Source organism: Sphingomonas sp., from assembly GCF_039594485.1.
In the GTDB taxonomy this organism is placed as follows: domain Bacteria; phylum Pseudomonadota; class Alphaproteobacteria; order Sphingomonadales; family Sphingomonadaceae; genus Sphingomonas.
The window spans coordinates 57,321-77,934 of sequence record NZ_JBCNNI010000016.1 but is presented as its reverse complement, the minus strand read 5'-3'; the positions used below and the strand labels follow the sequence as shown (position 1 = coordinate 77,934).

At 66.7% G+C, this 20,614-nt stretch carries 22 protein-coding genes; 8 read left to right on the top strand and 14 right to left on the bottom strand.

Annotated elements, in window-relative coordinates; translation table 11 throughout:
• Positions 1–10 precede the first annotated feature (10 nt).
• The 9 genes from ABDV78_RS10100 to ABDV78_RS10060 all read right to left on the bottom strand — a co-directional run bounded on the left by ABDV78_RS10100 (position 11) and on the right by ABDV78_RS10060 (position 8,732).
• Entirely contained in the window at positions 11–1,033 is a 1,023-nt protein-coding gene (locus ABDV78_RS10100; protein WP_343527272.1) for a LacI family DNA-binding transcriptional regulator, read from the bottom strand.
• Between the two features lie 7 nt (positions 1,034–1,040).
• A complete protein-coding gene (locus tag ABDV78_RS10095; RefSeq protein WP_343527271.1) occupies positions 1,041–2,723 on the bottom strand; it encodes a GMC family oxidoreductase in 1,683 nt (560 codons plus the stop codon).
• Positions 2,724–2,746: 23 nt separating this feature from the next.
• Positions 2,747–3,580 carry a sugar phosphate isomerase/epimerase gene (locus ABDV78_RS10090; RefSeq protein ID WP_343527270.1) on the bottom strand — a complete coding sequence of 278 codons (834 nt, stop codon included), beginning with the start codon at positions 3,578–3,580 and terminating at the stop codon, positions 2,747–2,749.
• Complete coding sequence (locus tag ABDV78_RS10085) at positions 3,577–4,167, bottom strand: gluconate 2-dehydrogenase subunit 3 family protein (RefSeq protein WP_343527268.1); 591 nt, start codon at positions 4,165–4,167, stop codon at positions 3,577–3,579. Before ABDV78_RS10085 ends, ABDV78_RS10090 begins: the two co-directional genes overlap by 4 nt.
• On the bottom strand, positions 4,164–4,973 hold the full coding sequence (locus ABDV78_RS10080; RefSeq protein WP_343527286.1) for a DUF1080 domain-containing protein: 810 nt from the start codon (positions 4,971–4,973) through the stop codon (positions 4,164–4,166). The genes ABDV78_RS10085 and ABDV78_RS10080 overlap by 4 nt, the downstream gene beginning before the upstream one ends.
• Positions 4,974–4,990: 17 nt before the next feature.
• Positions 4,991–5,911 (bottom strand): TIM barrel protein, encoded by a 921-nt coding sequence (locus ABDV78_RS10075; protein WP_343527267.1) that lies wholly within the window; start codon positions 5,909–5,911, stop codon positions 4,991–4,993.
• A complete protein-coding gene (locus ABDV78_RS10070; protein ID WP_343527266.1) occupies positions 5,908–7,212 on the bottom strand; it encodes an MFS transporter in 1,305 nt (434 codons plus the stop codon). The genes ABDV78_RS10075 and ABDV78_RS10070 overlap by 4 nt, the downstream gene beginning before the upstream one ends.
• A gap of 69 nt (positions 7,213–7,281) precedes the next feature.
• Positions 7,282–8,322, bottom strand: a complete 1,041-nt coding sequence (locus ABDV78_RS10065; RefSeq protein ID WP_343527285.1) for a sugar phosphate isomerase/epimerase — start codon at positions 8,320–8,322, stop codon at positions 7,282–7,284.
• 20 nt (positions 8,323–8,342) lie between these two features.
• Positions 8,343–8,732: a c-type cytochrome gene (locus tag ABDV78_RS10060; RefSeq protein ID WP_343527265.1), complete on the bottom strand. Its 390-nt coding sequence runs from the start codon at positions 8,730–8,732 to the stop codon at positions 8,343–8,345.
• 121 nt (positions 8,733–8,853) lie between these two features.
• Between ABDV78_RS10060 and ABDV78_RS10055 the strand changes: the two genes are divergently transcribed.
• Positions 8,854–10,029, top strand: coding sequence for a Gfo/Idh/MocA family oxidoreductase (locus ABDV78_RS10055; protein ID WP_343527264.1), 1,176 nt, complete (start codon positions 8,854–8,856; stop codon positions 10,027–10,029).
• 48 nt (positions 10,030–10,077) lie between these two features.
• Here ABDV78_RS10055 and ABDV78_RS10050 read toward each other — a convergent pair whose 3' ends face one another.
• Complete coding sequence (locus ABDV78_RS10050) at positions 10,078–10,530, bottom strand: DUF4126 family protein (protein WP_343527263.1); 453 nt, start codon at positions 10,528–10,530, stop codon at positions 10,078–10,080.
• Positions 10,531–10,650: 120 nt separating this feature from the next.
• Between ABDV78_RS10050 and ABDV78_RS10045 the strand changes: the two genes are divergently transcribed.
• From ABDV78_RS10045 to ABDV78_RS10035, 3 genes are all read left to right on the top strand, one after another.
• Positions 10,651–10,848 carry a hypothetical protein gene (locus tag ABDV78_RS10045; protein ID WP_343527262.1) on the top strand — a complete coding sequence of 66 codons (198 nt, stop codon included), beginning with the start codon at positions 10,651–10,653 and terminating at the stop codon, positions 10,846–10,848.
• Positions 10,849–10,854: 6 nt separating this feature from the next.
• Positions 10,855–11,811 (top strand): aldo/keto reductase, encoded by a 957-nt coding sequence (locus ABDV78_RS10040; RefSeq protein ID WP_343527261.1) that lies wholly within the window; start codon positions 10,855–10,857, stop codon positions 11,809–11,811.
• A gap of 68 nt (positions 11,812–11,879) precedes the next feature.
• Positions 11,880–12,284, top strand: coding sequence for a response regulator (locus tag ABDV78_RS10035; RefSeq protein ID WP_343527260.1), 405 nt, complete (start codon positions 11,880–11,882; stop codon positions 12,282–12,284).
• A gap of 16 nt (positions 12,285–12,300) precedes the next feature.
• Here ABDV78_RS10035 and ABDV78_RS10030 read toward each other — a convergent pair whose 3' ends face one another.
• Positions 12,301–14,301: an EAL domain-containing protein gene (locus ABDV78_RS10030; protein WP_343527259.1), complete on the bottom strand. Its 2,001-nt coding sequence runs from the start codon at positions 14,299–14,301 to the stop codon at positions 12,301–12,303.
• A gap of 103 nt (positions 14,302–14,404) precedes the next feature.
• Positions 14,405–15,799 (bottom strand): short-chain fatty acyl-CoA regulator family protein, encoded by a 1,395-nt coding sequence (locus tag ABDV78_RS10025; RefSeq protein WP_343527258.1) that lies wholly within the window; start codon positions 15,797–15,799, stop codon positions 14,405–14,407.
• Between the two features lie 191 nt (positions 15,800–15,990).
• Between ABDV78_RS10025 and aceA the strand changes: the two genes are divergently transcribed.
• The 4 genes from aceA (at position 15,991) to ABDV78_RS10005 (ending at position 19,235) form a co-directional block, all read left to right on the top strand.
• The gene (gene aceA / locus ABDV78_RS10020; protein WP_343527257.1) at positions 15,991–17,271 is read left to right on the top strand and encodes an isocitrate lyase; all 1,281 of its coding nucleotides are present in this window, start codon (positions 15,991–15,993) and stop codon (positions 17,269–17,271) included.
• Between the two features lie 28 nt (positions 17,272–17,299).
• Positions 17,300–17,458: a hypothetical protein gene (locus ABDV78_RS10015; RefSeq protein ID WP_307103943.1), complete on the top strand. Its 159-nt coding sequence runs from the start codon at positions 17,300–17,302 to the stop codon at positions 17,456–17,458.
• A gap of 161 nt (positions 17,459–17,619) precedes the next feature.
• Entirely contained in the window at positions 17,620–18,579 is a 960-nt protein-coding gene (locus tag ABDV78_RS10010) for a cation diffusion facilitator family transporter (protein WP_343527256.1), read from the top strand.
• A 14-nt stretch (positions 18,580–18,593) separates the two neighbouring features.
• The gene (locus ABDV78_RS10005) at positions 18,594–19,235 is read left to right on the top strand and encodes a hypothetical protein (protein WP_343527255.1); all 642 of its coding nucleotides are present in this window, start codon (positions 18,594–18,596) and stop codon (positions 19,233–19,235) included.
• On the opposite strand, the gene ABDV78_RS10000 is transcribed toward ABDV78_RS10005, so the two are convergent.
• Both ABDV78_RS10000 and ABDV78_RS09995 read right to left on the bottom strand, forming a co-directional pair.
• Positions 19,187–19,783 carry a DUF4893 domain-containing protein gene (locus tag ABDV78_RS10000; RefSeq protein ID WP_343527254.1) on the bottom strand — a complete coding sequence of 199 codons (597 nt, stop codon included), beginning with the start codon at positions 19,781–19,783 and terminating at the stop codon, positions 19,187–19,189. The genes ABDV78_RS10005 and ABDV78_RS10000 overlap by 49 nt on opposite strands.
• A gap of 35 nt (positions 19,784–19,818) precedes the next feature.
• Positions 19,819–20,604 carry a 3-hydroxybutyrate dehydrogenase gene (locus ABDV78_RS09995; protein WP_343527253.1) on the bottom strand — a complete coding sequence of 262 codons (786 nt, stop codon included), beginning with the start codon at positions 20,602–20,604 and terminating at the stop codon, positions 19,819–19,821.
• Between the last annotated feature and the right edge of the window lie 10 nt (positions 20,605–20,614).

Here is a 20,614-nt window from a genome sequence, read left to right as displayed (position 1 = left end):
CGGGGCCGCGCTATATCCGAACCGCCACCGACTCCCGCGAGACCAGTTCATAGGCGACCACCCGGTCCTCCACGGCGCGCGAGCGGAGCGAGGCCAGCACCTGTTCCACCGCCTGGAACGCCATATCCCCCACCGGCTGGCGGATGACGGTCAAGGGCGGCCAGACCCGCGCCGCGATCGCGGTGTCGTCGAACCCCGTCACCGCCAGATCAGCGGGCAGGCGCAGACCCATGCGATGCGCCTCGCCGATCAACCCGGCGGCCATGTCGTCGCTGCTGCACAGGATCGCACTGGGCCGCTCCGCCAGGGTTAGAAGTGCCCGCCCCGCCGCCGCCCCGCTTTCCGGGTCGAAGCCGCCCCGCACGACCAGCCCCGGATCATCGGCCAGCCCGCTTGCCCCCAGCCCGTCGCGAAACCCGGCCAGCCGTTCGTCGGCAACCGAGAAATGTCGCGGCCCCGCAAGAAAACCGATCCGGCTATGCCCCCGCGCCACCACCGCGCGGGTCATCGCGGCCATCGCCGCGCGATTGTCGATCCTGACGGTCGAAATGTCGGGCATCGCCTGGCCGGTCGCAATCGCCGCCGCCGCGACGCCCAGTTCGGCGAACAGCCCCGAACCGCTGAGCAGTTCGGCAAAGGGCGGGACGAGCAACACGCCCGCCGCCCCGCCCTGCACCAGCGCGCGCACCGCCGCTTCGGCCGCTGCGCGGGTCAGCGCGTCCTCCGCCTGGGCGATGAACTGCAACCCGCGCGCATTGGTCGCCCGGAGCGCACCGAGCAGCACCAAGTCGATGAACGGCGTGCCCTTGTCGCTGTAGAGCAGTCCCAGCGTCGTCACCCGCGCCTTGGCGAGCCGCCGTGCGGCGACATTGGGGACATAGCCCAGCGCCTCGATCGCGGCGAGCACGGTCGCGCGCGTCGCGGGGCTGACCCGCCCCACGCCGTTGATGACGTTGGAAACCGTCATCGCCGACACCCCGGCGCGCGCACCGACCGCGCGAATGGTGACGCCCTCGGGGCGCTTGCTCGCCATGCGGGGCTTAGACCGCCCCCGCCTTCAGCCCCTTGACCGCATGGTCGGCCGCACGCGCGGTCAACGCCATGAAGGTCAGCGAGGGGTTCACGCAGGACACCGATGCCATCTGCGCGCCATCGGTGACATAGAGGTTGGAGGCGTCATGCGCCTGGCTCCATTTGTTGAGGACCGACGCGCGCGGGTCCGCGCCCATGCGCGCGCCGCCCATTTCGTGGATCGCGTCGCCGGGCACATGTTCCTGCTCGCCACTGGTCACGTTCTTCAGGCCCGCCGCGCGCAGCATTGCCTCGCCCTCGCGCCGGGCATCGGCCATCATCTTCAACTCATTGTCGCGGAAGGTGACGTCGAATTTCATCAGCGGCACACCGAAACGATCGACCTTGCTGGGGTGCAGCGACACGCGGTTATCCTCATAGGGCAGGCACTCGCCGAACGCGCCCATGCTGAATTGCCACGGACCATAACGGCGCATGCCATGCTTCATCTCCGCCCCGAAGCCAACCGGCTTGGCGGCATTGCGATAGGCCGAGCCCTGATAGCCATAGCCGCGGCTGAACCCCAGCCCCTCATCGCCCTTCAGGTTGCGGAAGCGCGGCACATAGACCCCGCCCGGACGGCGGCCATATTCGATCAGGTCCTCCATGCCCGGAATCTCGCCCGACACGCCGACACGGAAGATGTGATCCATGACATAGCGGCCGAGCGTCCCGCTGCTGTCGAAATGGCTCCGCTCCGAGCCAGCCGCGCGCGAGTTCATCAGGATCTGCACCGAAGCCATGGCAGAAGCGCAGACAAAGACCAGATTCGCACTGACCGTCTGCGCCTGCCCCGTCTTCGCATCGATATAGCGGACGCCGGTGACCTTCTTCTTCGCCGGATCATAGTCGATCCCCGTCACCACCGCATCCGACTGGAGCGTCAGCCGCCCGGTGGCGCGGGCCGCGGGCAGCGTCACCGCCTGGGTCGAGAAATAGGCCCCGAAGGAACAGCCATTGCCGCACTGGTTGCGGAACTGGCATTTGGTGCGGTTCTGGTCGGGCTTGTCCTCGGTCATGTTGGACAGGCGGGTGTGGATCAGCTTGCGGCCCGGAAACTGGCCCTCCAGCCGTTCCTTCAGCCACTTTTCGGCGACGTTCATCGGCATGGGCGGCTGGAACTCGCTATCTGGCAGATAGGGCAGATTCTCGCGCGAGCCCGAAACGCCGATATATTTCTCGACATAGGAATACCAGGGCGCGACATCCTCATAGCGGATCGGCCAGTCGGCGGCGACGCCCTCACGCTTGTTCGCCTCGAAATCATCGGGGCTCCAGCGGAACGACCAGCGCCCCCAGATCAGCGACTTGCCGCCAACCGCGCCGGGGCGGATCCAGTAGAATTTGCTCCCCTCGTCATAGGCATAGGGATTCAGCCGGTCGTCATTGTAGAATTTGCGGTTGCTGGGCGCGACATAGCCGTGTGTGCCGATGAAATAATCGCTCTCGACCAGCGGCTTGGGCATGATGTTGCGCGCGGGCACCTCGAACGGCGGCTTGCCGTCATAGGGATAGCCCTCGCCATGCTCGACCATGACGCCCCGGTCCAGCATCAGCACGCGCAGGCCTTTTTCGGTCAGTTCCTTGGCGGCGAACCCGCCGCTGATCCCCGACCCGATCACGATCGCATCGAAACGGTTCGTCGCCGCCATGGCCATCCTCCCTTTATCGTTTTTTAGAATCGCAAGCCGCGCAGCGTGCGGTAGCTGGTCGTGATGTCGGGCAGATAGGGCGCGGGCGCCTGGTCGTTCTCGACATAGAAATGCTTCACGCCCACCAGCCTGTTGAGCTTGAAGATCGAGGCGAAGTCGATCTTGCCCGCCCCTACCGCCGTCATGCTGCCATCGGCCCGCGCATCCTTGACATGATAGGCATAGATGCGCCCGGCCAGCCGCCGGATCAGCGGCTCGGCATCCTCGCCCGCATGGATCGCCCAGTAGAGATCGATCTCCAGCTTCACGAGCGCCGGGTCGGTACCCTTGAGCAGCCGCTCGTACAGACTGATGCCACCAGGCTTGGTGGTGAACTCGAAATCATGGTTGTGATAGGCAAAGCCCAGCCCGGCCTTCTTCAACTTCTCGGCAAAGCGGTTGAAATTGGGCAGCGCCGCGTTCCAGCCCGCTTCGTTCCGATGCTCGTCGGTCATGTACGGCAGGACGACCGTATCCGCGCCAAGCGTCTTGGCCATCGTCACGCACTTGTCGAAATCACCGAGCAGCGCGTCATAGCCGATATGGACCGATGGCGCCTTCAGCCCCAGTCGATCCTGCGTGCGGCGGAGCATGGCATGGTCCATCGCGTCATAGCCGCCACCGCCATATTCGATCTCGCGATAGCCGATCCTGGCCACCGCCTCGAGCGTCTTGACCGGATCGGCCGAGAACAGCTCGCGAATGGTGTAGAGCTGCAACCCGATGGCCCCGAGTTGTGCGGCCTGCGCTTCGCCTGGCAACAGCGCCGCCGCGCCAAGGCCAAGTCCCGCCCCCATCAGCGAACGACGATCGATCATGCCGAATACACCTTGTTGACCTGAGAATAGGGGAAAGCGCCGTTATACTCGCCGGGCACGGGCAGATATTCGCGCTCCTGGGTGATGCCGATTTCCGACGTGTAATAGCCGGTGATGACGAGTTGCCGGAACGGCTCGAAGAACGCCCGCCCCTCGGGCAGCACGCCCTCCATCGCCTCGGTCAGCAACGTGTCCTGCTGCGCGGGCGTCGCCTTGGCGGCGGGCAGATGGTTGACGCTCTGGCTGCGCGCCTCGATCGCGTTCAGTCCGGCGATGATCGGCACCCGGTCGGCGGGCAGCGACCAGTCGGCCAGCATCTTCTCGATGAAATCGGGCACCCCGGCCGCGATCGCGCCGGGCGTGTCGGTGGTCGGGATCACGCGATCGGCCAGCGCGGTCATCGTCGCGCGCTGGGTCGGGGTGAACACCGCGACGCTGGGCGGCCCGTCGGAGATGACGGGAATGCTCCCCCGCATCTGCTCAACCGCCCCCGCCGCACGGGCGATGGGCGCGAACAACGTGGAGCCGAACATGGCGGTTATCCCCGCCAGCGCGTGCCTGCGGTCGATATGGGGGGTGGCGATCATCGGGCATCCTCCGGCAGGTCCTGCGCGATCGCCTCGGGCGGCAGCGGGCGGACCCAGATGTTGCGGAACGAGACGGGCGAGTCGTGATCCTGAAGCTGGATCGGCGCGGCATCGCCATGCGCCTGGTACTTCTCCACCTGCCGCCAGATGGTGGTGCCCAGCATCGCCTGATGATTCTGGACGACCACACCGTTCAGCAGCGCGGTCACATAGGCGGGGCGCAGCAGCTTGCCGTCGCTGCCGAAGCGCGGCCGCTCGAAGATGATGTCATAGCTCTGCCACTCGCCGGGCTTCCGCGCCGCATTCACCAGCGGCGGCTTCCAGGCATAGACCGCGCCGACCTGGCCATCGGCATAGGTCGGGTTCTCATAACCATCGAGGATCTGCACTTCATAGCGCTGCATGAACCAGATGCCGCTATTGCCACGGTCCTGCGAGCTTTTCTGCGGCGGATTGGGTGAGCGGAACTCCAGGTGAAGCTGGACGTCGCCGAAGCTCTGCTTCGACACCAGCACGCTCTCCGCCTTGCCGTCGCGCGGCGGCACGGTCATCGCGCCATCCTTGAGCATCCATGGCCTGCCGCTCGGCGTCCAGGCATCCATCGAGCGACCGTCGAACAGCACCACCGCGTCGGACGGTGGGCCGCCGGGTTGCGCGGCGGGCGTCACCACCCTGGGCGCCGGGCGGTCGGGATCATGGACATGCCACTTTCCGCCGGGCAGCATCGGCGTGTCACGAAAGCCGAGCCCCGGCTTGTCCTGCGCCATCGCGCCGCTCGCGGCGACCAGCGCGATCAACGATAGCATCCGCATCGCTCCCCTCCTCATGCTGTCGGATCGATCGCGCGGTATGCGGCGATCAACTTTTCTTCGCCGGCGCGGCCCTTGACCGAATTGCCATGTTCCATGCCGATCACCCCGGCATAGCCCTGTGCTTTCAGGAAACGGCAGATATTGGCATAGTTGATCTCGCCGCTGCCCGGCTCGTTGCGGCCCGGATTGTCGCCGAACTGGATATAGCCGATCTCGTCCCAGCAGAGCTTCAGCGTGGGGATCAGATTCCCCGACTGGATCTGCTCGTGATACAGGTCGGCAAGCACTTTCACGCCCGGACTGTTGGCCCCGCGCGCGACCGCATAGCCCTCCGCGATCGACTGCATGAAGACGCCGGGATGGTTGGTCCGGGTGTTGAGCGGCTCCATGACCAGCGCCATTCCGTGCGGCGCGACGATATCGCCCGCCCGGCGCATCACGTCGATGATCCGCCCCATCTGGATCGCGGGATGCAGCTTCTTGTCCATGAAGCCGGTGACGACCGTCATCCGCGTCGCGCCGACCCGCTTGGCGACATCGATCGCGCTCGTCACATCGGCGAGGAAGGCCTGTCGCTCGGCATCGTCGTCACCACCCAGCAAGGGCCGGGACTCGGACCATCTGGGCATCGACGCGACGAAGACGCCCATCGTCATCTTCCGATCGCGCAGCGCCTTGGCGATCGCCTCCTGCTCGGCAACTGGACGGAGGCGATATTCATTATCCTCCCATGCCCAGAAACCCTGGTCGGCGGCACAGGCGATCTGCTCGACCGAACTGTCGCCCCGGCTGGCGAAGCTGCCCAGATGCGGTGCGAAGCCCAGGGTGAAACGGGCGGCATTGGAGGACTTGGACGCCTTTTGCGCGGCCAGCGCCGCCACGGGCGCGGCAGCCGCAAGACCGCCAAGGATGGTGCGACGCGACCAGCTCATGCGACACTCTCCAAAACGGGACGGCACGGGCGGCGGCGCTCGGCCAGCCAGATGCCACCGAAGACGAACAGCAATATCACCGGCACCAGCGCCAGCCGGGCAAAGGACTGCGACGCCGCCGCGTCCTCGACCTGTTGCAGGGCCACGCCCGTCAGCCGCTTGAACGCCTCCGGTCCACCGGCCAGTTCGACCTTGGCGGCGTCGAACATCGCGCCGAGACGCGGCAGGACGAAAAAGCTCGCCAGCGCCCCCGCCGACCCGACCAGCCCCAGCGCCCAGGCGCCGCCGCGCGGATAGCGCTCGGCGACCGAGGCAAGCATGGTCGGCCACATCGCGCACACGCCCAGCCCCCACACGGTCGAGGCCAGGATCGCCGCCACCGGCGACTGCGCGCGCGACAACAGGAACAGGCCGATCCCCGCCATCAGGCTCGACACCCAGAGCAGCCCCGGATTGGACAGCCGCCCCGCGATCCGCCCGGCAAAGTGGCGGAACACGAACATCAACGCGCTGACATAGACGAGCAACAGGATACCGCGCATCCCCACCCGGCTGCTGAGCGCCACGTCCAGCCACTGGCCGGGTGCGAGTTCCGACGCGGCGGTCAGGAACATTGCGCCGAACCAGACGAAGAAGCTGGGGCGTTTGAACACCTCCGCGATCATTCCGCCGAACCCGACGTCCCGCACCGCGCGCGGCACCGGCGGGAAGCGGGTGGTCGCCGCCATCACCAGCACGCCCAGCGCAGGCACGAGCACCAGCGCCATGATCGCCTGCCAGGACAGCAGGTTCGCCAGCAACACGCCGGCGAGGCCACCGACGATCAGCCCGCCCGGATACCAGGCATGGAGCACGTTCAGCCGGTGCGTCGTCTCTTCCGGGTAAAGTCGCGCGGTCAGCGGGTTGATCGACGCCTCCGCCAGCCCCCAGCCGATGCCGCTGAGCAACATGCCGCCCCAAACGACATGATAGACCGCCATCCCGGTGGCGACCTGTCCCGCCCCGATGATCGCCGCCGTGCCGACCAGGAAGCAAAGCCCGCAACCGATCAGCATCTGCCGCGCGCCGATCCGGTCGAGCAAGGCGCTCGCCACGAACAGGGTCGCAGCAAAGCCCAGAAAGGCCGAACCCAGGGCCGACCCGATCAACTCCCCCGCCTCGACCGGCGCGATAGGATCGATCCACTGCGCCTTCAGGCTGCTCGCCACCGCCGCGCGCAAGGCCGCACTCGCGGCGGCCGTGAACAGCGCCAGCACGCTCAGCCAGAACAGACGCGACCGATTGTCCGGTATCGCTTCCATGCCCCTCTCCCGTTTATATTTTATGTCAGACTTTACCGTCTCTGGTGGATGGTCAAGCCCTTGCAATCGTTAAATTCCCAGCCAGCGCCGATTGGCATCGGGGTCACCGCCGCCAGCGAAGTCATCAAATGCCCGCTCGGCCCGTCGGATCATGTGCGCGGCGATGAAGGGAGCCCCTTCGCGCGCGCCATCGTCCGGGTGCTTGAGGCAGCATTCCCATTCCAGCACCGCCCAACCGGCATAGCCATATTGCGCCAGCTTCGAAAAAATCCCGCCGAAATCGACCTGTCCGTCGCCCAGTGAACGGAACCGCCCGGGCCGATCGATCCAGTCGCCATAGCCACCATAGATGCCCGCACGCCCGGTCGGATTGAACTCGGCATCCTTGACGTGGAACATGCGGATTCGGTCGTGGTAGATGTCGATGAACTGGAGATAATCCAGCGCCTGCAAGACGAAATGACTGGGATCGTACAGGATGTTGGCACGGGCGTGACCGCCGACCGCGTCCAGAAACCGCTCGAAGGTCACGCCATCATGCAGATCCTCGCCGGGATGGAGTTCGTAGCAGAGATCGATCCCCTCCTCCTCGAACGCATCCAGGATCGGCCGCCAGCGCTTGCCCAGTTCGGCGAAGCCTTCCGCGACCAGCCCGGCGGGGCGCTGCGGCCAAGGATAGACGAAGGGCCAGAGCAACGCGCCGGAAAAGGTCGCATGCGCCTTCAACCCCAGCCGCCGACTGGCCTTGGCGGCCAAATGCAGTTGCTCGACCGCCCAGGCCTGCCGCTCGGCGGGCTTGCCCCGCACCGCTTCCGGCGCGAAGACATCGAACGCGGCGTCATAGGCCGGGTGGACCGCGACGAGCTGCCCCTGCAAATGGGTCGATAGCTCGGTGATCGCGACACCCGCCTCGGCACAGCGCCCGGCAAGGTCGTCGCAATAATCCTGGCTCTCGGCGGCCTGGCGCAGGTCGATGCAGCGGGCGTCCCATGTCGGAATCTGCACGCCCTCATAGCCCGCCGCAGCCATCCAGCGCGCCGCCGAGTCCAGCGTGTCGAAGGGGGCGGCATCGCCCATGAACTGCGCCAGGAAAATGCCCGGGCCGCGCATCATCGGGGCGGTTTCGCCGCTCATTTGGCGGTCTCGGCCTTGAGATAGGCGATCAGCGCGGCGCGCTTGGCGGGATCGGCGACTCCGATCGGCATCCGCGTGCCGGGAACCTTCTTCATCGGCGCGGCGATGAATTCATTCAGGGTCTTGTCGTTCCATGTCAGCCCCGAGGTCTTCATCGCGGAGGAATAGTTGAAGCCGGGCACTGCGCCCGCCGGTCGACCAAACACCCCGTTGAGATTGGGGCCGACCCCATTGCGCCCACCCTTATTCAGCGTGTGACACGCACGGCACGCGGCAAAGGCTTGCGCCCCCGCAGCGGGAGCGGATTGCGCGGTCGATGGCGCATAAGCGGCCATCAGGATTCCCACCGCGCCCGGCAATGCGGCCAGCCAGCAAAGCTGCCTCATCCTGTCTCTCCTATCGATTTTATGTCCAGAATCACTGGCCCAACAAAAAGTTTAACGGTAAACCTTCCACATGCAAGCAAGATATGGTGCCTTCTCAAACGGCACCGGGCGGGAGAGGATCATGACGAAGCGCAGGTTGCGACTGGCGATGGCGGGCGGCGGCGAAGGAGCGTTCATCGGCGCGATCCACCGCATGGCGGCGGCGCTCGACGGCGATTGGGAACTGGTTGCGGGCGCGTTCAGCAGCGATCCCGACCGCAACCGACGCACGGGCGAGCAGCTCGGCCTCACCCCCGATCGGGTTCACGACAACCTCGCCGATCTGCTCGCCGACGAGCAGGCGCGCCCGGCGGACGAGCGAATCGATGCGCTGGCGATCGTCACCCCCAATCACCTTCATGCGCCGATGGCGATCGCCGCGCTCGACGCGGGCTTTCCGGTCTTCAGCGAAAAGCCGATGGCGATGAACCTGACCGAGGCCCATGCCATCGCCAAGGCCGCGCGGGCGTCGGGCCAGCTCTATGCGCTCGCCTTTACCTATAGCGGCTATCCGATGGTCGAGGAGGCACGCGCCCGTGTCGCGCGCGGGGATTTCGGCAAGATCCGGCTGATCCATGTCGAATATGTCCAGGGCTGGCTGAGCAGCCCGCTCGACCGCGAAGGCAACAAACAGGCCGAGTGGCGCACCGACCCGGCCCGCGCCGGGCTGGGCGGCGCGCTGGGCGATATCGGCACCCATGCCTTTCAACTGGCCGAGCATGTCTCCGGCCTGACGGTCGAGGCGCTGTCGGCAGACGTCACCACCCATGTCGAGGGGCGGATGCTCGACGACGATGCGAATGTGCTGCTTCGCTTCGACAACGGCGCGCGCGGTACGCTGCGTGCGACCCAGGTGGCTGCGGGCGAGGAAAACGGCCTGCGACTGCGCATCCACGGCGAGAAGGGCGGTCTGGAATGGTCGCAGATGGAGCCCAATACGCTGACCCTGCGCTGGCTCGATCGCCCGGCCGAGATCATCCGCACGGGCGGTCCGGGTCTGGCCGCCACCACGCAAGGCCGCCAGCGCACCCCTGCGGGCCATCCCGAGGGCTATATCGAGGCCTTCGCCAATCTCTACCGCGCGGTGGCGAAGACGTTGGCCGAGACGGGACCGGCATCGGGCGGCGCGCCCGGTGACACCGACTGGTTCCCCGGCCTGACGCCCGGCCTGCGCACCATGGCCTTTGTCGAGGCGGTGCTCACCAATGCCCGGTCGGACCGCAAATGGACGCCCCTCGTGCCGCCCGAGGAGCGCTGACCCGCCGCTTGTCCCGACGGCACGGGCGAGTCGATCGTAGGGGACGGACTATTGCGTCCGCCCCCGCACGATCGCCGCTGCACTCGCCAGAACCGCGACGTCCTCGGCAAAGCCCGTCTTGGTCTGGCCATAGCGGCCCAGCGCGGCCATGCGCGTCCGCCACCCGGGATAGGAGGCGACCACCGCCGTCACCCCGCCGATCGCCGCGCCAAGCCAGCGCCGCTTCGGGCTGGCCAGCGCCGCGCCGGCAATGGCCGAGGTGGTAAAGCGCGCCGCCAGTCCGATGGGCACGATCCGGTCGGGCGCGGTCTTCTGCTTGTCACCCATCATCTCGCCGATGGCGAGCGCCAGCGTCCCCGCCGCGACGAACGGGTTGGCCAGCCAGCGCAGCACGCCCTTGCCCGGCGAAACCTCGCCCCGCGCCGCCGCGATCGACACCGCGGCGAGCGGCGTCATCGCGCGCTGTCCGCCGACCAGACCCATTTTGAACGATGCGAGCATGGAAAAATCCTTCACAAGGTGCTGTCCGATCCCGGCACAGCGTATCGAACGCGAGGGGGTTCCCACGCCTTGGAACGCCCCCTCTCCCCATGTCGGCCGACTTGCGCCATGATGGCGAACATGATCCGCATCCTGATGACCGCCGCGTTGCTGTCGCTCGCCGCCTGTTCCTCCAGCGATCAGCCGACCGGGCTGAGCGACGACGAGAACCGCCAGCTCAACGATGCCGCGGCCGCACTTGACGCCAATGCTTTCGATCTGAACGCGATAGCGCCTTCGGACGTTGAGGAGCCGACATCCACTGATAATGGAAGCTGATTCGCCATGACCGACACGCCGCTGCGCCGCCTGGGATCGACCGACCTGATGATCGCGCCGCTGGTGCTGGGCGGCAACGTCTTCGGCTGGACGGCCGACCGGGCAGCGAGCTTCGCGGTCCTCGACGCCTTTGTCGACCAGGGCGGCACGATGATCGACACGGCGGACGTCTATTCGGCCTGGGTCGAGGGTCATCGGGGCGGCGAGTCCGAGACGATGATCGGCGAGTGGCTGAAGGCGAGCGGCAAGCGCGACCGGGTGCTGATCGCGACCAAGGTGGGGATGCTGCCGGGCGAAGGCGGCGAAAAGCTGGCCCCCGCCCGGATCGCCGCGGCGGCGGAGGCGTCGCTGCGACGTCTGGGCACCGACCGGATCGACCTGTACTTCGCGCATCAGGATGACGAGGATCAGCCGCAGGAGGCGGTGATGGAGGCTTTTGGCCGATTGGTGGAGGCGGGCAAGGTCCGGGTGATCGGCGCGTCCAATTTCCACGCCGCCCGCCTGAAATCGGCCAATGAGGCGGCACGTGCGGCGGGCCTGCCCCGCTTCCATGTCCTGCAACCCGAATATAATCTGGTCAGCCGCCACAAGTTCGAGGGCGAATTGCAGGATTATTGCGTCACCGAGAATATCGGCGTCGTTCCCTATTACGGGCTGGCCTCGGGCTTCCTGACCGGCAAATATCGGACCCATGCCGACCTGTCGCAAAGCGTGCGGGGCGCGCGGATGGGCGAGTTGCTCGATGGCAAGGGCGCCGATGTGCTCGCCGCCCTGGACGAGGTTGCAGGACAGACCGGGGCCACCCCGGCACAGGTGGCGCTCGCCTGGCTGATGGCGCAACCGGGCGTCACCGCCCCGATCGCCAGCGCGACGCGGCCCGAACAATTGGCCGAACTGATGCCCGCGATGCGGCTGGTGCTCTCGAAGGACCAGCTCGATCGGCTGGATACCAGTGGCGCCTGACGCATCAAAGCGTCGCGTGCTCATCCTTTTCTGTGACGATACACGAATAGCGAATGCATAGAGATCATATGGATTCTGTTTTGCCGACCATCCTGGTGGTCGAGGACCAGCCGCTGCTGCTGCTCCACGTTCAGTTCGCGTTCGAGGATGCGGGTTATACCGTCATCCAGGCCGCCAGCGCCGACGAGGCCCTGGTGGCCCTTGACCGCTATCCCAAGATCCGTGCGGTCTTCACCGATGTCGCGATGCCGGGGTCGCTGGACGGCGCGGCGCTGGCGGAACGGGTCCGCGACCTCCATCCCCATGTGACCATTCTCGTCACGACCGGGGAACGCGGATTCGATCCGACCACCCTGCCCCAGGGGGTACGCTTCGTCACCAAGCCCTATTGCGGCCATGACATTATCCGGGTGATCCGCGAGGATATGAGCACCCCACCGCGTTACGCGGTCAAGGGCCTCGCACTGTCATAGCGGACCAGTCCGGCCGCTATGCCGCCCGCGCCTGTTGGAGGGTCGGACGGCCGATCAGATAGCCCTGGACCTGATCGCACCCCAGTTCGAGCAGCGTGGCATGCTGTGCTTCGGTCTCGACGCCTTCGGCCACGATCGGGATGTTCAGACTGCGGCCGAGCCCGATGGAGGCGCGGACGATCGACAGGGCCGGTCCCTTCTCATCCATCGCGCTCACGAAGCTGCGGTCGATTTTGATCTTGTCGAACGGGAATTGCTGAAGGCTGCTGAGCGAGGAATAGCCGGTGCCGAAATCATCCATCACGATCCGCACCCCCGCTTCGCGCAGACGAAGGAGGTTGGCGGTGGCGGTCTCCCGCTGCTCGATCAGCACGCCCTCGGTCACCTCGACCTCGATCCGCCGGGGGTCCATGCCGTGCGCGCGGATGAGCTTGAGCATATCGGTCGCCAGCCCCGGGTCGCGCAGTTGCACCGGCGACAGGTTGATCGCCAGCATCCAATCGGGTGGCCAGCAGCGCGCGATCATCAGTGCCTCGATCAACAGATGCTCCCCGATCTCGAGGATCAGGCCGTTTTCCTCGGCGATCGCGATGAACACATCGGGCTTGATCGGTCCCAGGACGGGATGGGTCCAGCGGGCCAGCGCCTCCTGCCCGATGATCCGCCGGGTCTTGCAGTCGGCGATCGGCTGAAAGGCGAGGCGCAGTTCGCCGCGCAGCGCCGAGTCGCACAATTCGTGCGCCAGCCAGTGACGCTGGCGGCGCTCCTCGTCCATCGCCGCATCGTAATGGCGCGCCCGATGCCGACCATCGGCCTTGGCGCGATACAGGGCGATGTCGGCGCAGGCTTGAAGCTCATCCCCCTCCAGCCCGTGCCGCGGCGACAGGGCGATGCCGACGCTAAAGCGGATCGCCGGGCTGCCCGGATCGGCCGCGACGATGGCGAAGAGCCGATCGACCAGCGCTCCTGCATCGCTTTCGCCGGGAGGAAGATGGTGGATGATGGCGAACTCGTCGCCGCCGATCCGCGCCACGACATCCTGCTCGCCGGCCGCCTGGACCAGCAAGGCGCCGGCCCGTTTCAGCAGCATATCGCCGGTCGCATGACCCAACGTGTCGTTGACACCCTTGAACCCGTCCAGGTCGATGGCGAGCAGCGCGATGCGATGCCCCGCCCGCAGCGCCATGGACAGGGCGTCGGCAAAGACGAGGCGGTTGGCGAGGCCGGTCAGCGAGTCATGATGTGCCAGATATTCGACCTGTCGCTGGATGCGCTCGCGCTCCTCGGCGGCGTGTCCCAGCGCGTCGAGCGCAACCGCCAGTTCGCCCAGTTCGTCACGCCGCCCGATCAGGGGCAGCGGCGTCGGAGCCTCCCCCGCATTCATCGCGCGGACCGCCGTGACGATGGTCATCAGCGGACGCATGATCCGCATTCGCAGCCAGACGAACAACAGGGTGACGAGCATCACGAAGATCGCGACCGCGACCGCCATCTGCACCAGCGCACGCCGCGCCAGCGCCTCGACGAGCCGGGACCGCCAGTTCAGTTGCTTCACCAGTTGCTGGTGCACCTGAAAGCGTTGCTGTTCCAGATCGTGCAGCGCCGCCACGAACCGCGGCATGTCGCGCTTGATCGCGCCATCGTTCCGGCGTGCGCCGCGCATCAGGATCGCCGCCGCCTCGGCGAACCGCTGTTCCTCGCGTCGCATGTCCACCATCGCGTGCTGCACATCGGTGGGCAGCGCGCCCTCATGTGGCCCCGAGTCGGCCAGACGGCTCGCGCTCTCATGTTCCAGCGCTTGCCAGCGGCTTTCCGGGACGATGCCTCCCTTTTCGACGCGGCGTGTCTGGTCGCCGATCGCGATCCGCAGGGCGCTCAAGTCCGCGCTGCGTTCGTCATGCCAGGCAAGCGCCGTGGTGATCCGCCGCGTCGATTCGACCATCCCCAACAAGGTCTTGTCCAGCAACAGGCCGACGCCGCTCAAACCCAGGAACACGAGCAGCACGATCGACAACATGGCCGCAAAGCGGAACTCCAACGATCTGATACGACGCCGAAACCTGTGCATGACGTCCTATGATATATGTTGAGTCCTTAGAAAGGGTGAAGCCCGAAGATCATCAGTCGCCACCGAAGACCAGCGGGGTCAGCCGCCGTTCGCGCTCGGTCACCAGCAGTGCGCGACCGGCAGGCGGCAAGGAACGCTGCGGACAGTCGGCACGCAAGCAGCGCCGGCATCCCGGGCCGATGGGCGTCGCCTGCTGTGCCGGATCGCGCCCGCGCGCCGCCGCCGTCTGCGCCGCCGGACCCGCCTCCAGCCCCAGGACGACCGCGAACCGGCCCGTCACGCCTGCGGTCGAACGGCCCGCACGCTCGACCGCCGTCGCCATGGTCAGGAAACGGGCCCCGTCCGGCATCTCGACGCTCTGCACGAGCGTCGTGCCGGGTCGATCGAAGGCAGAGAAGATACCCCAGAGCGGACACCGCCCCTCCGCCTCGACCAGCGCGGCGTTGGCCGCCCCGGCATAACGTTTGGACACCTGCCCCGCCCGGTCGATCCGCAGGAGGAAGAAAGGCAGCCCGCGTGCCCCGACCCGGCCCAGACTGGTCAGCCGATGCGCCAGTTGTTCATGCGACACGCCGAAGCGCCGCCGCAACAGGTCGAGATCGTAACCCGTCGCCTCGCACGCGCGCAGGAAGCGGGCATAGGGCATGACCAGAGCGGCGGCGAAATAATGCGCCAGATGGCGACGGAACAGCCGCTCCGCCGTGCGATCGCCAAAGGCCGCGCCGCGCACCAGCGCCTCGATCTCGCCCCGCGCCTCCAGCGGTGCCATATGCACCCCCAGCGCAAAGCCGCGCGCGGGCGTCTCCAGCATTTCGGAGAGCTGGAGCTGACGGGCATGCAGGTCGAGTCGGACGAGCATATCGGGCAGGATGTCGACCGGCAGGATGCGGATCGACAGCGCGTGGCGCACGCGCAGCCGCTCGGCCAGCGCCCCGTACAGATCGCCCGCCCCCAGGCGCAGTTCATCCGCCAGCGTCTCCGCCATCGCGTCCAGATCGGGGAAATGGTTGCGCCACCGCTCGATCTCCCGCCGCACGAGCGCGGTCGGGTCGACGCTGGCGGGGATGTCGGACGCTCCCCCGCCCTGCCCGGCCCAGCGGTCGAAGGCGCGCGCGAAAGCCTCCGCCCCGCCCGGCGCGGCGGCGAGCCATTCCTCCAGTTCGGTGCGGTCGATCTCCAGATCGGCGAACATCGGATCGGCCAACCGCCGTCGCATCGCCGCCGCGCCGCCGCCCGGTGCATCGGCGGTCAGGGCGCGTGGATCGAAGTCGAACGTCTCGACCAGCCGGACCAGCAGCGCGGCCGAAACCGGGCGCTGGTTGCGCTCGATCAGGTTGAGATAGCTGGGCGAGATGTCGAGCATCTCGGCCATGGCCGCCTGCGACAGGCCCTGTTGCCGGCGCAACCGGCGAATGGCGTGGCCCGCGATCAGCTTGGCTCCGCTCACCGTCCTCTCCTTGCTTGTCGCCGGGGACGCTGAGCCTTCCAGTCAAATTTGTCAATTCTTTACAATTTTTCATAGGCAAGCTGGTTCGAAGCGTACCTGACGACGCGGCAAACGGCCTGTAACCCTGTCGAGACGAGGGAAAACTGCGCATCCTGTCATCCATACAAGGCGATTTTGTAAAGGATCATGCGATGGCATACAGCTTCACCGACCTCATACCGGCCCCGGCCGGGCGGTTCGACGGGATCACCCGCCCCTATGGACCGGCCGATGTCGCACGGCTGCGCGGATCGATCGCGGTCGAGCATACGCTGGCCCGGCGCGGCGCGCTGAAGCTGTGGGAGCTGCTGAAGAGCGAGGATTATGTCCATGCGCTGGGCGCGCTGTCGGGCAACCAGGCGATGCAGATGGTCCGCGCCGGGCTGAAGGCCATTTATCTGTCGGGCTGGCAGGTCGCGGCGGACGCCAACACGGCGGGGCAGATGTATCCCGACCAGTCGCTCTACCCCGCCAATGCCGGGCCGGACCTGGCGCGGCGGATCAACGCGACGCTGGCCCGCGCCGACCAGATCGAACATGCCGAGGGGGCCGTGACCCGCGACTGGTTCGCCCCCATCATCGCCGATGCGGAGGCCGGGTTCGGCGGCCCGCTCAACTGCCACGAGATCATGAAGGCCTATATCGCGGCGGGCGCCGCGGGCGTGCACTTCGAGGACCAGTTGGCGTCCGAGAAGAAATGCGGCCATCTGGGTGGCAAGGTGCTGATCCCGACGGCGGCGCATATCCGCAATCTGGATGCGGCGCGGCTCGCGGCGGACGTGGCGGGGGTTCCGACCGTCATCTGCGCGCGGACCGACGCGGAAAGCGCGCGGCTGATCACCTCCGACGTGGACGAGCGCGATGCCGAGTTCCTGACCGGCGAGCGGACGGCGGAAGGCTTTTTCCGCCTCAGGCCCGGAACGGGCGTCGACCACTGCATCAAGCGCGGCCTGTCCTTCGCGGCCCATGCCGACCTGTTGTGGTGGGAGACGTCGAAGCCCAACCTGGCAGATGCCCGCCGCTTCGCCGAGGCGATCAAGCGCGAACATCCCGACAAGATGCTCGCCTATAATTGCTCGCCCAGCTTCAATTGGGAGAAGAATCTGGATCGCGACGACATCGCCCGGTTCCAGCGCGAGATCGGCGCGATGGGATACAAGTTCCAGTTCGTCACGCTCGCCGGGTTCCACCAGCTCAATTACGGGATGTTCGAGCTGGCGCGCGGCTATCGCGACCGCGGCATGGCGGCCTATTCGGAACTGCAACAGGCCGAGTTCGCCGCCGAGCCGCACGGCTATACCGCGACCCGCCATCAGCGCGAGGTGGGCACGGGCTATTTCGACCTGATCGCGCAAACCGTGGCGGGCGGCGACAGTTCGACCACCGCGCTCGCCGAATCCACCGAGGCCGCCCAGTTCGAGAAGGCCGCCTGATCACCGCATCACGAAAGGAGACCCTGCCATGCCGACCGAACCCCAACGCAGCCGCGCCGTCTTCTCCACCGAGGACTTCGCCCTGATGAAGGAAGCCGTCGCCGAACACGTCAAGCGCGTCGCCGACGATCCCCGCTCGATCAAGTTCGCGCATCTCTACCACCGATTGGGCCGGATCGCGTCCTGATCGAGGGCCGCCGCTTGGCCTGTCCAGGCCGAACGGGGCAATAACGGGGGCACCACCCCCGCCCCCTCTTCCTTGGGGAAGGAAGCGACCCCGCCGGCTGGCTGTCGGCGGGGTCTGTCGTACATGGGGAACAAGCCGCCCCATCACACGCTTAATCGCGCATGCCCGACACCGGCCTGACCGCGCGCATTCGCGAGAACATCGTCCTGTATGGCGCGCTTGCCGCCAATCTGGGGATTGCGGTCGCCAAGTTCGTCGCCGCCGGGATCACCGGATCGTCATCGATGCTGACCGAGGGAGTGCACTCGGTCGTCGACAGCGGCAACCAGATCCTGCTGCTCCATGGACAGAAGCGCGCGCGGCGCGGACCGGATGCGGTCCACCCCTTCGGCTATGGACGCGAACTCTATTTCTGGGCGTTCGTCGTCGCGATCCTGATCTTCGCGCTGGGGGCGGGCATCTCGATCTACGAAGGCTGGCTGCACATCATCGATCCCGAACCGCTGCGCGATCCGACGGTCAATTACATCGTGCTCGCCGTCGCCTTTGCGCTGGAAGGCGCATCCTGGACGATCGCGATGCGCGAGTTCGCCCGCGTCAAGGGCGATGGCGGCTGGTGGCAGGCGATCCACGAATCCAAGGATCCGGCCGGTTTCATCGTCCTGTTCGAGGATTCGGCGGCGCTGGCCGGTCTCGTCATCGCCGGGCTCGGCGTCTGGCTGTCGCATGCCACGAATGATCCCCGGATCGATGGCGTCGCCTCTATACTGATCGGGTTGGTACTGGGGCTGGTCGCCATCTTGCTGGCGCGCGAGGCCAAGGGCCTGCTGATTGGCGAACGGGCCGATCCGAAGGTGGTCGAGACGATCCGATCGATCGTCGCGGCACAGCCATGGATCGCCCATGTCAACCATGTCCGCACCATCCACACCGCACCCGACAGCATCTTCGCCGCGATCAGCGCGGATTTTGTCGACAGCGTGCCGATGGGCGCGGCGGAGACGATGATCGAAGCGCTGGAGGACGAACTGCGCCGCGCGGTGCCGCATCTGTCATCCATTTATATCCGACCGGAAAAGCGCGAAAATGCGGCCTCGACGGTGCCGCGTCCTCCATCATAGGGGCACTCCTGACCATGTTCATGCGACCTGCGATCGGCGTCATCGTCTGGCTGGGATTTGCGCTGCCTGCGCAGGCGGCCGTGACCATCACCTTCTGGAGCCATGAACTGGGGAACAGCTTTCCCCATAGCTTCTTCTCGCTTCGCGGCGTGCCCGATGCGGGCGGTCCGCCGGTCGACGCCAATTACGGCTTCACCGCCAAGTCGATCTCACCCGCATTGCTGATGGGAACGGTCAAAGGGCGGCTGGACATCTCCAAGCCCTTCTACATCGCGACCAGCGACGCGCAGTTTTCCTATGTGATGACCGATGCGCAATATGCCGACATCCTGGCGCTGGTCGCCGCCTGGGACGAGAAGACGGGCGACGCGCGGTACAATCTCAACAACCGCAATTGCGTGCATTTCGTGCAGGAGGCGGCCCGACGGATCGGGCTGGTCGGGCTAGAACAACCGCTATTGATGAAGAAGCCCCGCTCCTTCCTGAAGGCCGTGGCGCAGGCCAATCCGGGGCGGGTGACCGTCATCGGACAGCATGGCAAGGCGTATCTGGCCTCGCTTCCGCCCCTGACGGCCAAGACGACGACCGCACCGATGCCACCCGTTACTCAGCCGGTGGCGGGCACCAGTTCGAGTATGTCGACCACCGATTCATAAGCGGGATAGGGAAAGGCGATCCGCCACCTCCTGGCGTCGACCCGTTCCAGCACCCCCGCCATGTCGCGCGCCCGGTCACGGCCATAGGCATAGGACCGCTCCTCGTCGCCCAGGATCAACGTGCCCAGGAAGATGCTGCGCGCGTCGGTATCGGGATAGAGCCGCCCGGCCAGCCGCTGCGACCCGTCCAGCTTGACCAGCCGAACGCCGCCTTCCGATACGCGGCACCGGAAAAAGGGATAGGCGACATAGGTGAGCACGGCGCGCCCCTGCGACCCCAGCTTGATCGTCCGGCACCGATAATCACCATCGGGAAGGGTCGGTCCCGCGATCGAATGATCGGGATCGGCCAGCGGGCCCAGCGCCGCGACATCCGCCGCCGCGCCGCCGCTGCGTGCCTGCGCGATCCCCTTGACCCAGGCGGTACGCCAGCCGCGCAGACGGACGCGATCATCCTCCGTCGCCGCGCGGCGCCAGTCATTGGCGTCCGCCAGCCGCTGCGCGACGGCGGGCGCCGTCAACGCGACCGCCAGCCCGATGGCCGCCACGACGCGACGCCTCGCCCTCCCGCTGGCCGCTCCTCTCACTGCGCCGTCCACCCACCATCGACCGACAGATTCGCGCCGGTGATCGCCTTCGCCTCGTCCCGGCAGAGGAACAGCGCCAGGGCCGCGACCTGCTCGACGGTCACGAACTCCTTGGTCGGTTGCGCCTTCAGCAGCACGTCCTCGATCACCTGCTCGCGGGTGAGACCACGCGCCTTCATCGTGTCGGGGATCTGGTTCTCGACCAAAGGCGTCCAGACATAGCCGGGCGAGATGCAATTGGCGGTGATACCATCGGTCGCCACCTCCAGCGCCACCGTCTTGGTGATGCCGACGACGCCGTGCTTCGCCGCGACATAGGCCGATTTGTTGGGGCTGGCGACCAGGCTGTGGGCGGAGGCGGTGGTGATGATCCGGCCCCAGCCCTTGGCGCGCATATGCGGGATGGCCGCACGCATCAGGTGCCAGGCCGAGGACAGGTTGATCGCGATGATCGCATCCCATTTCTCGACGGGAAATTCGGTGATCGGCGCGACATGCTGGATACCGGCATTGTTGATGACGATATCGCACGATCCGGTTTCCTGGACCGCGCGCGCGATCATCGCCTCGATCTGATCCGGCCGGGTCATGTCGGCCGCGTCGTAGAGCGCCGCCGCGCCGCTCAGCTCCTCCAGCGCGACGCGGTTCGCCTCGATCTCCTGGCGATCGCCGAAGCCGTTCAGCACCACCGCCGCGCCCTCGGCCGCCAGCGCCCTGGCATAAGCGAGGCCGATGCCCGAGGTGGAGCCCGAAATCACCGCCGTCTTGCCCTTCAGGAACATGCAATCCTCC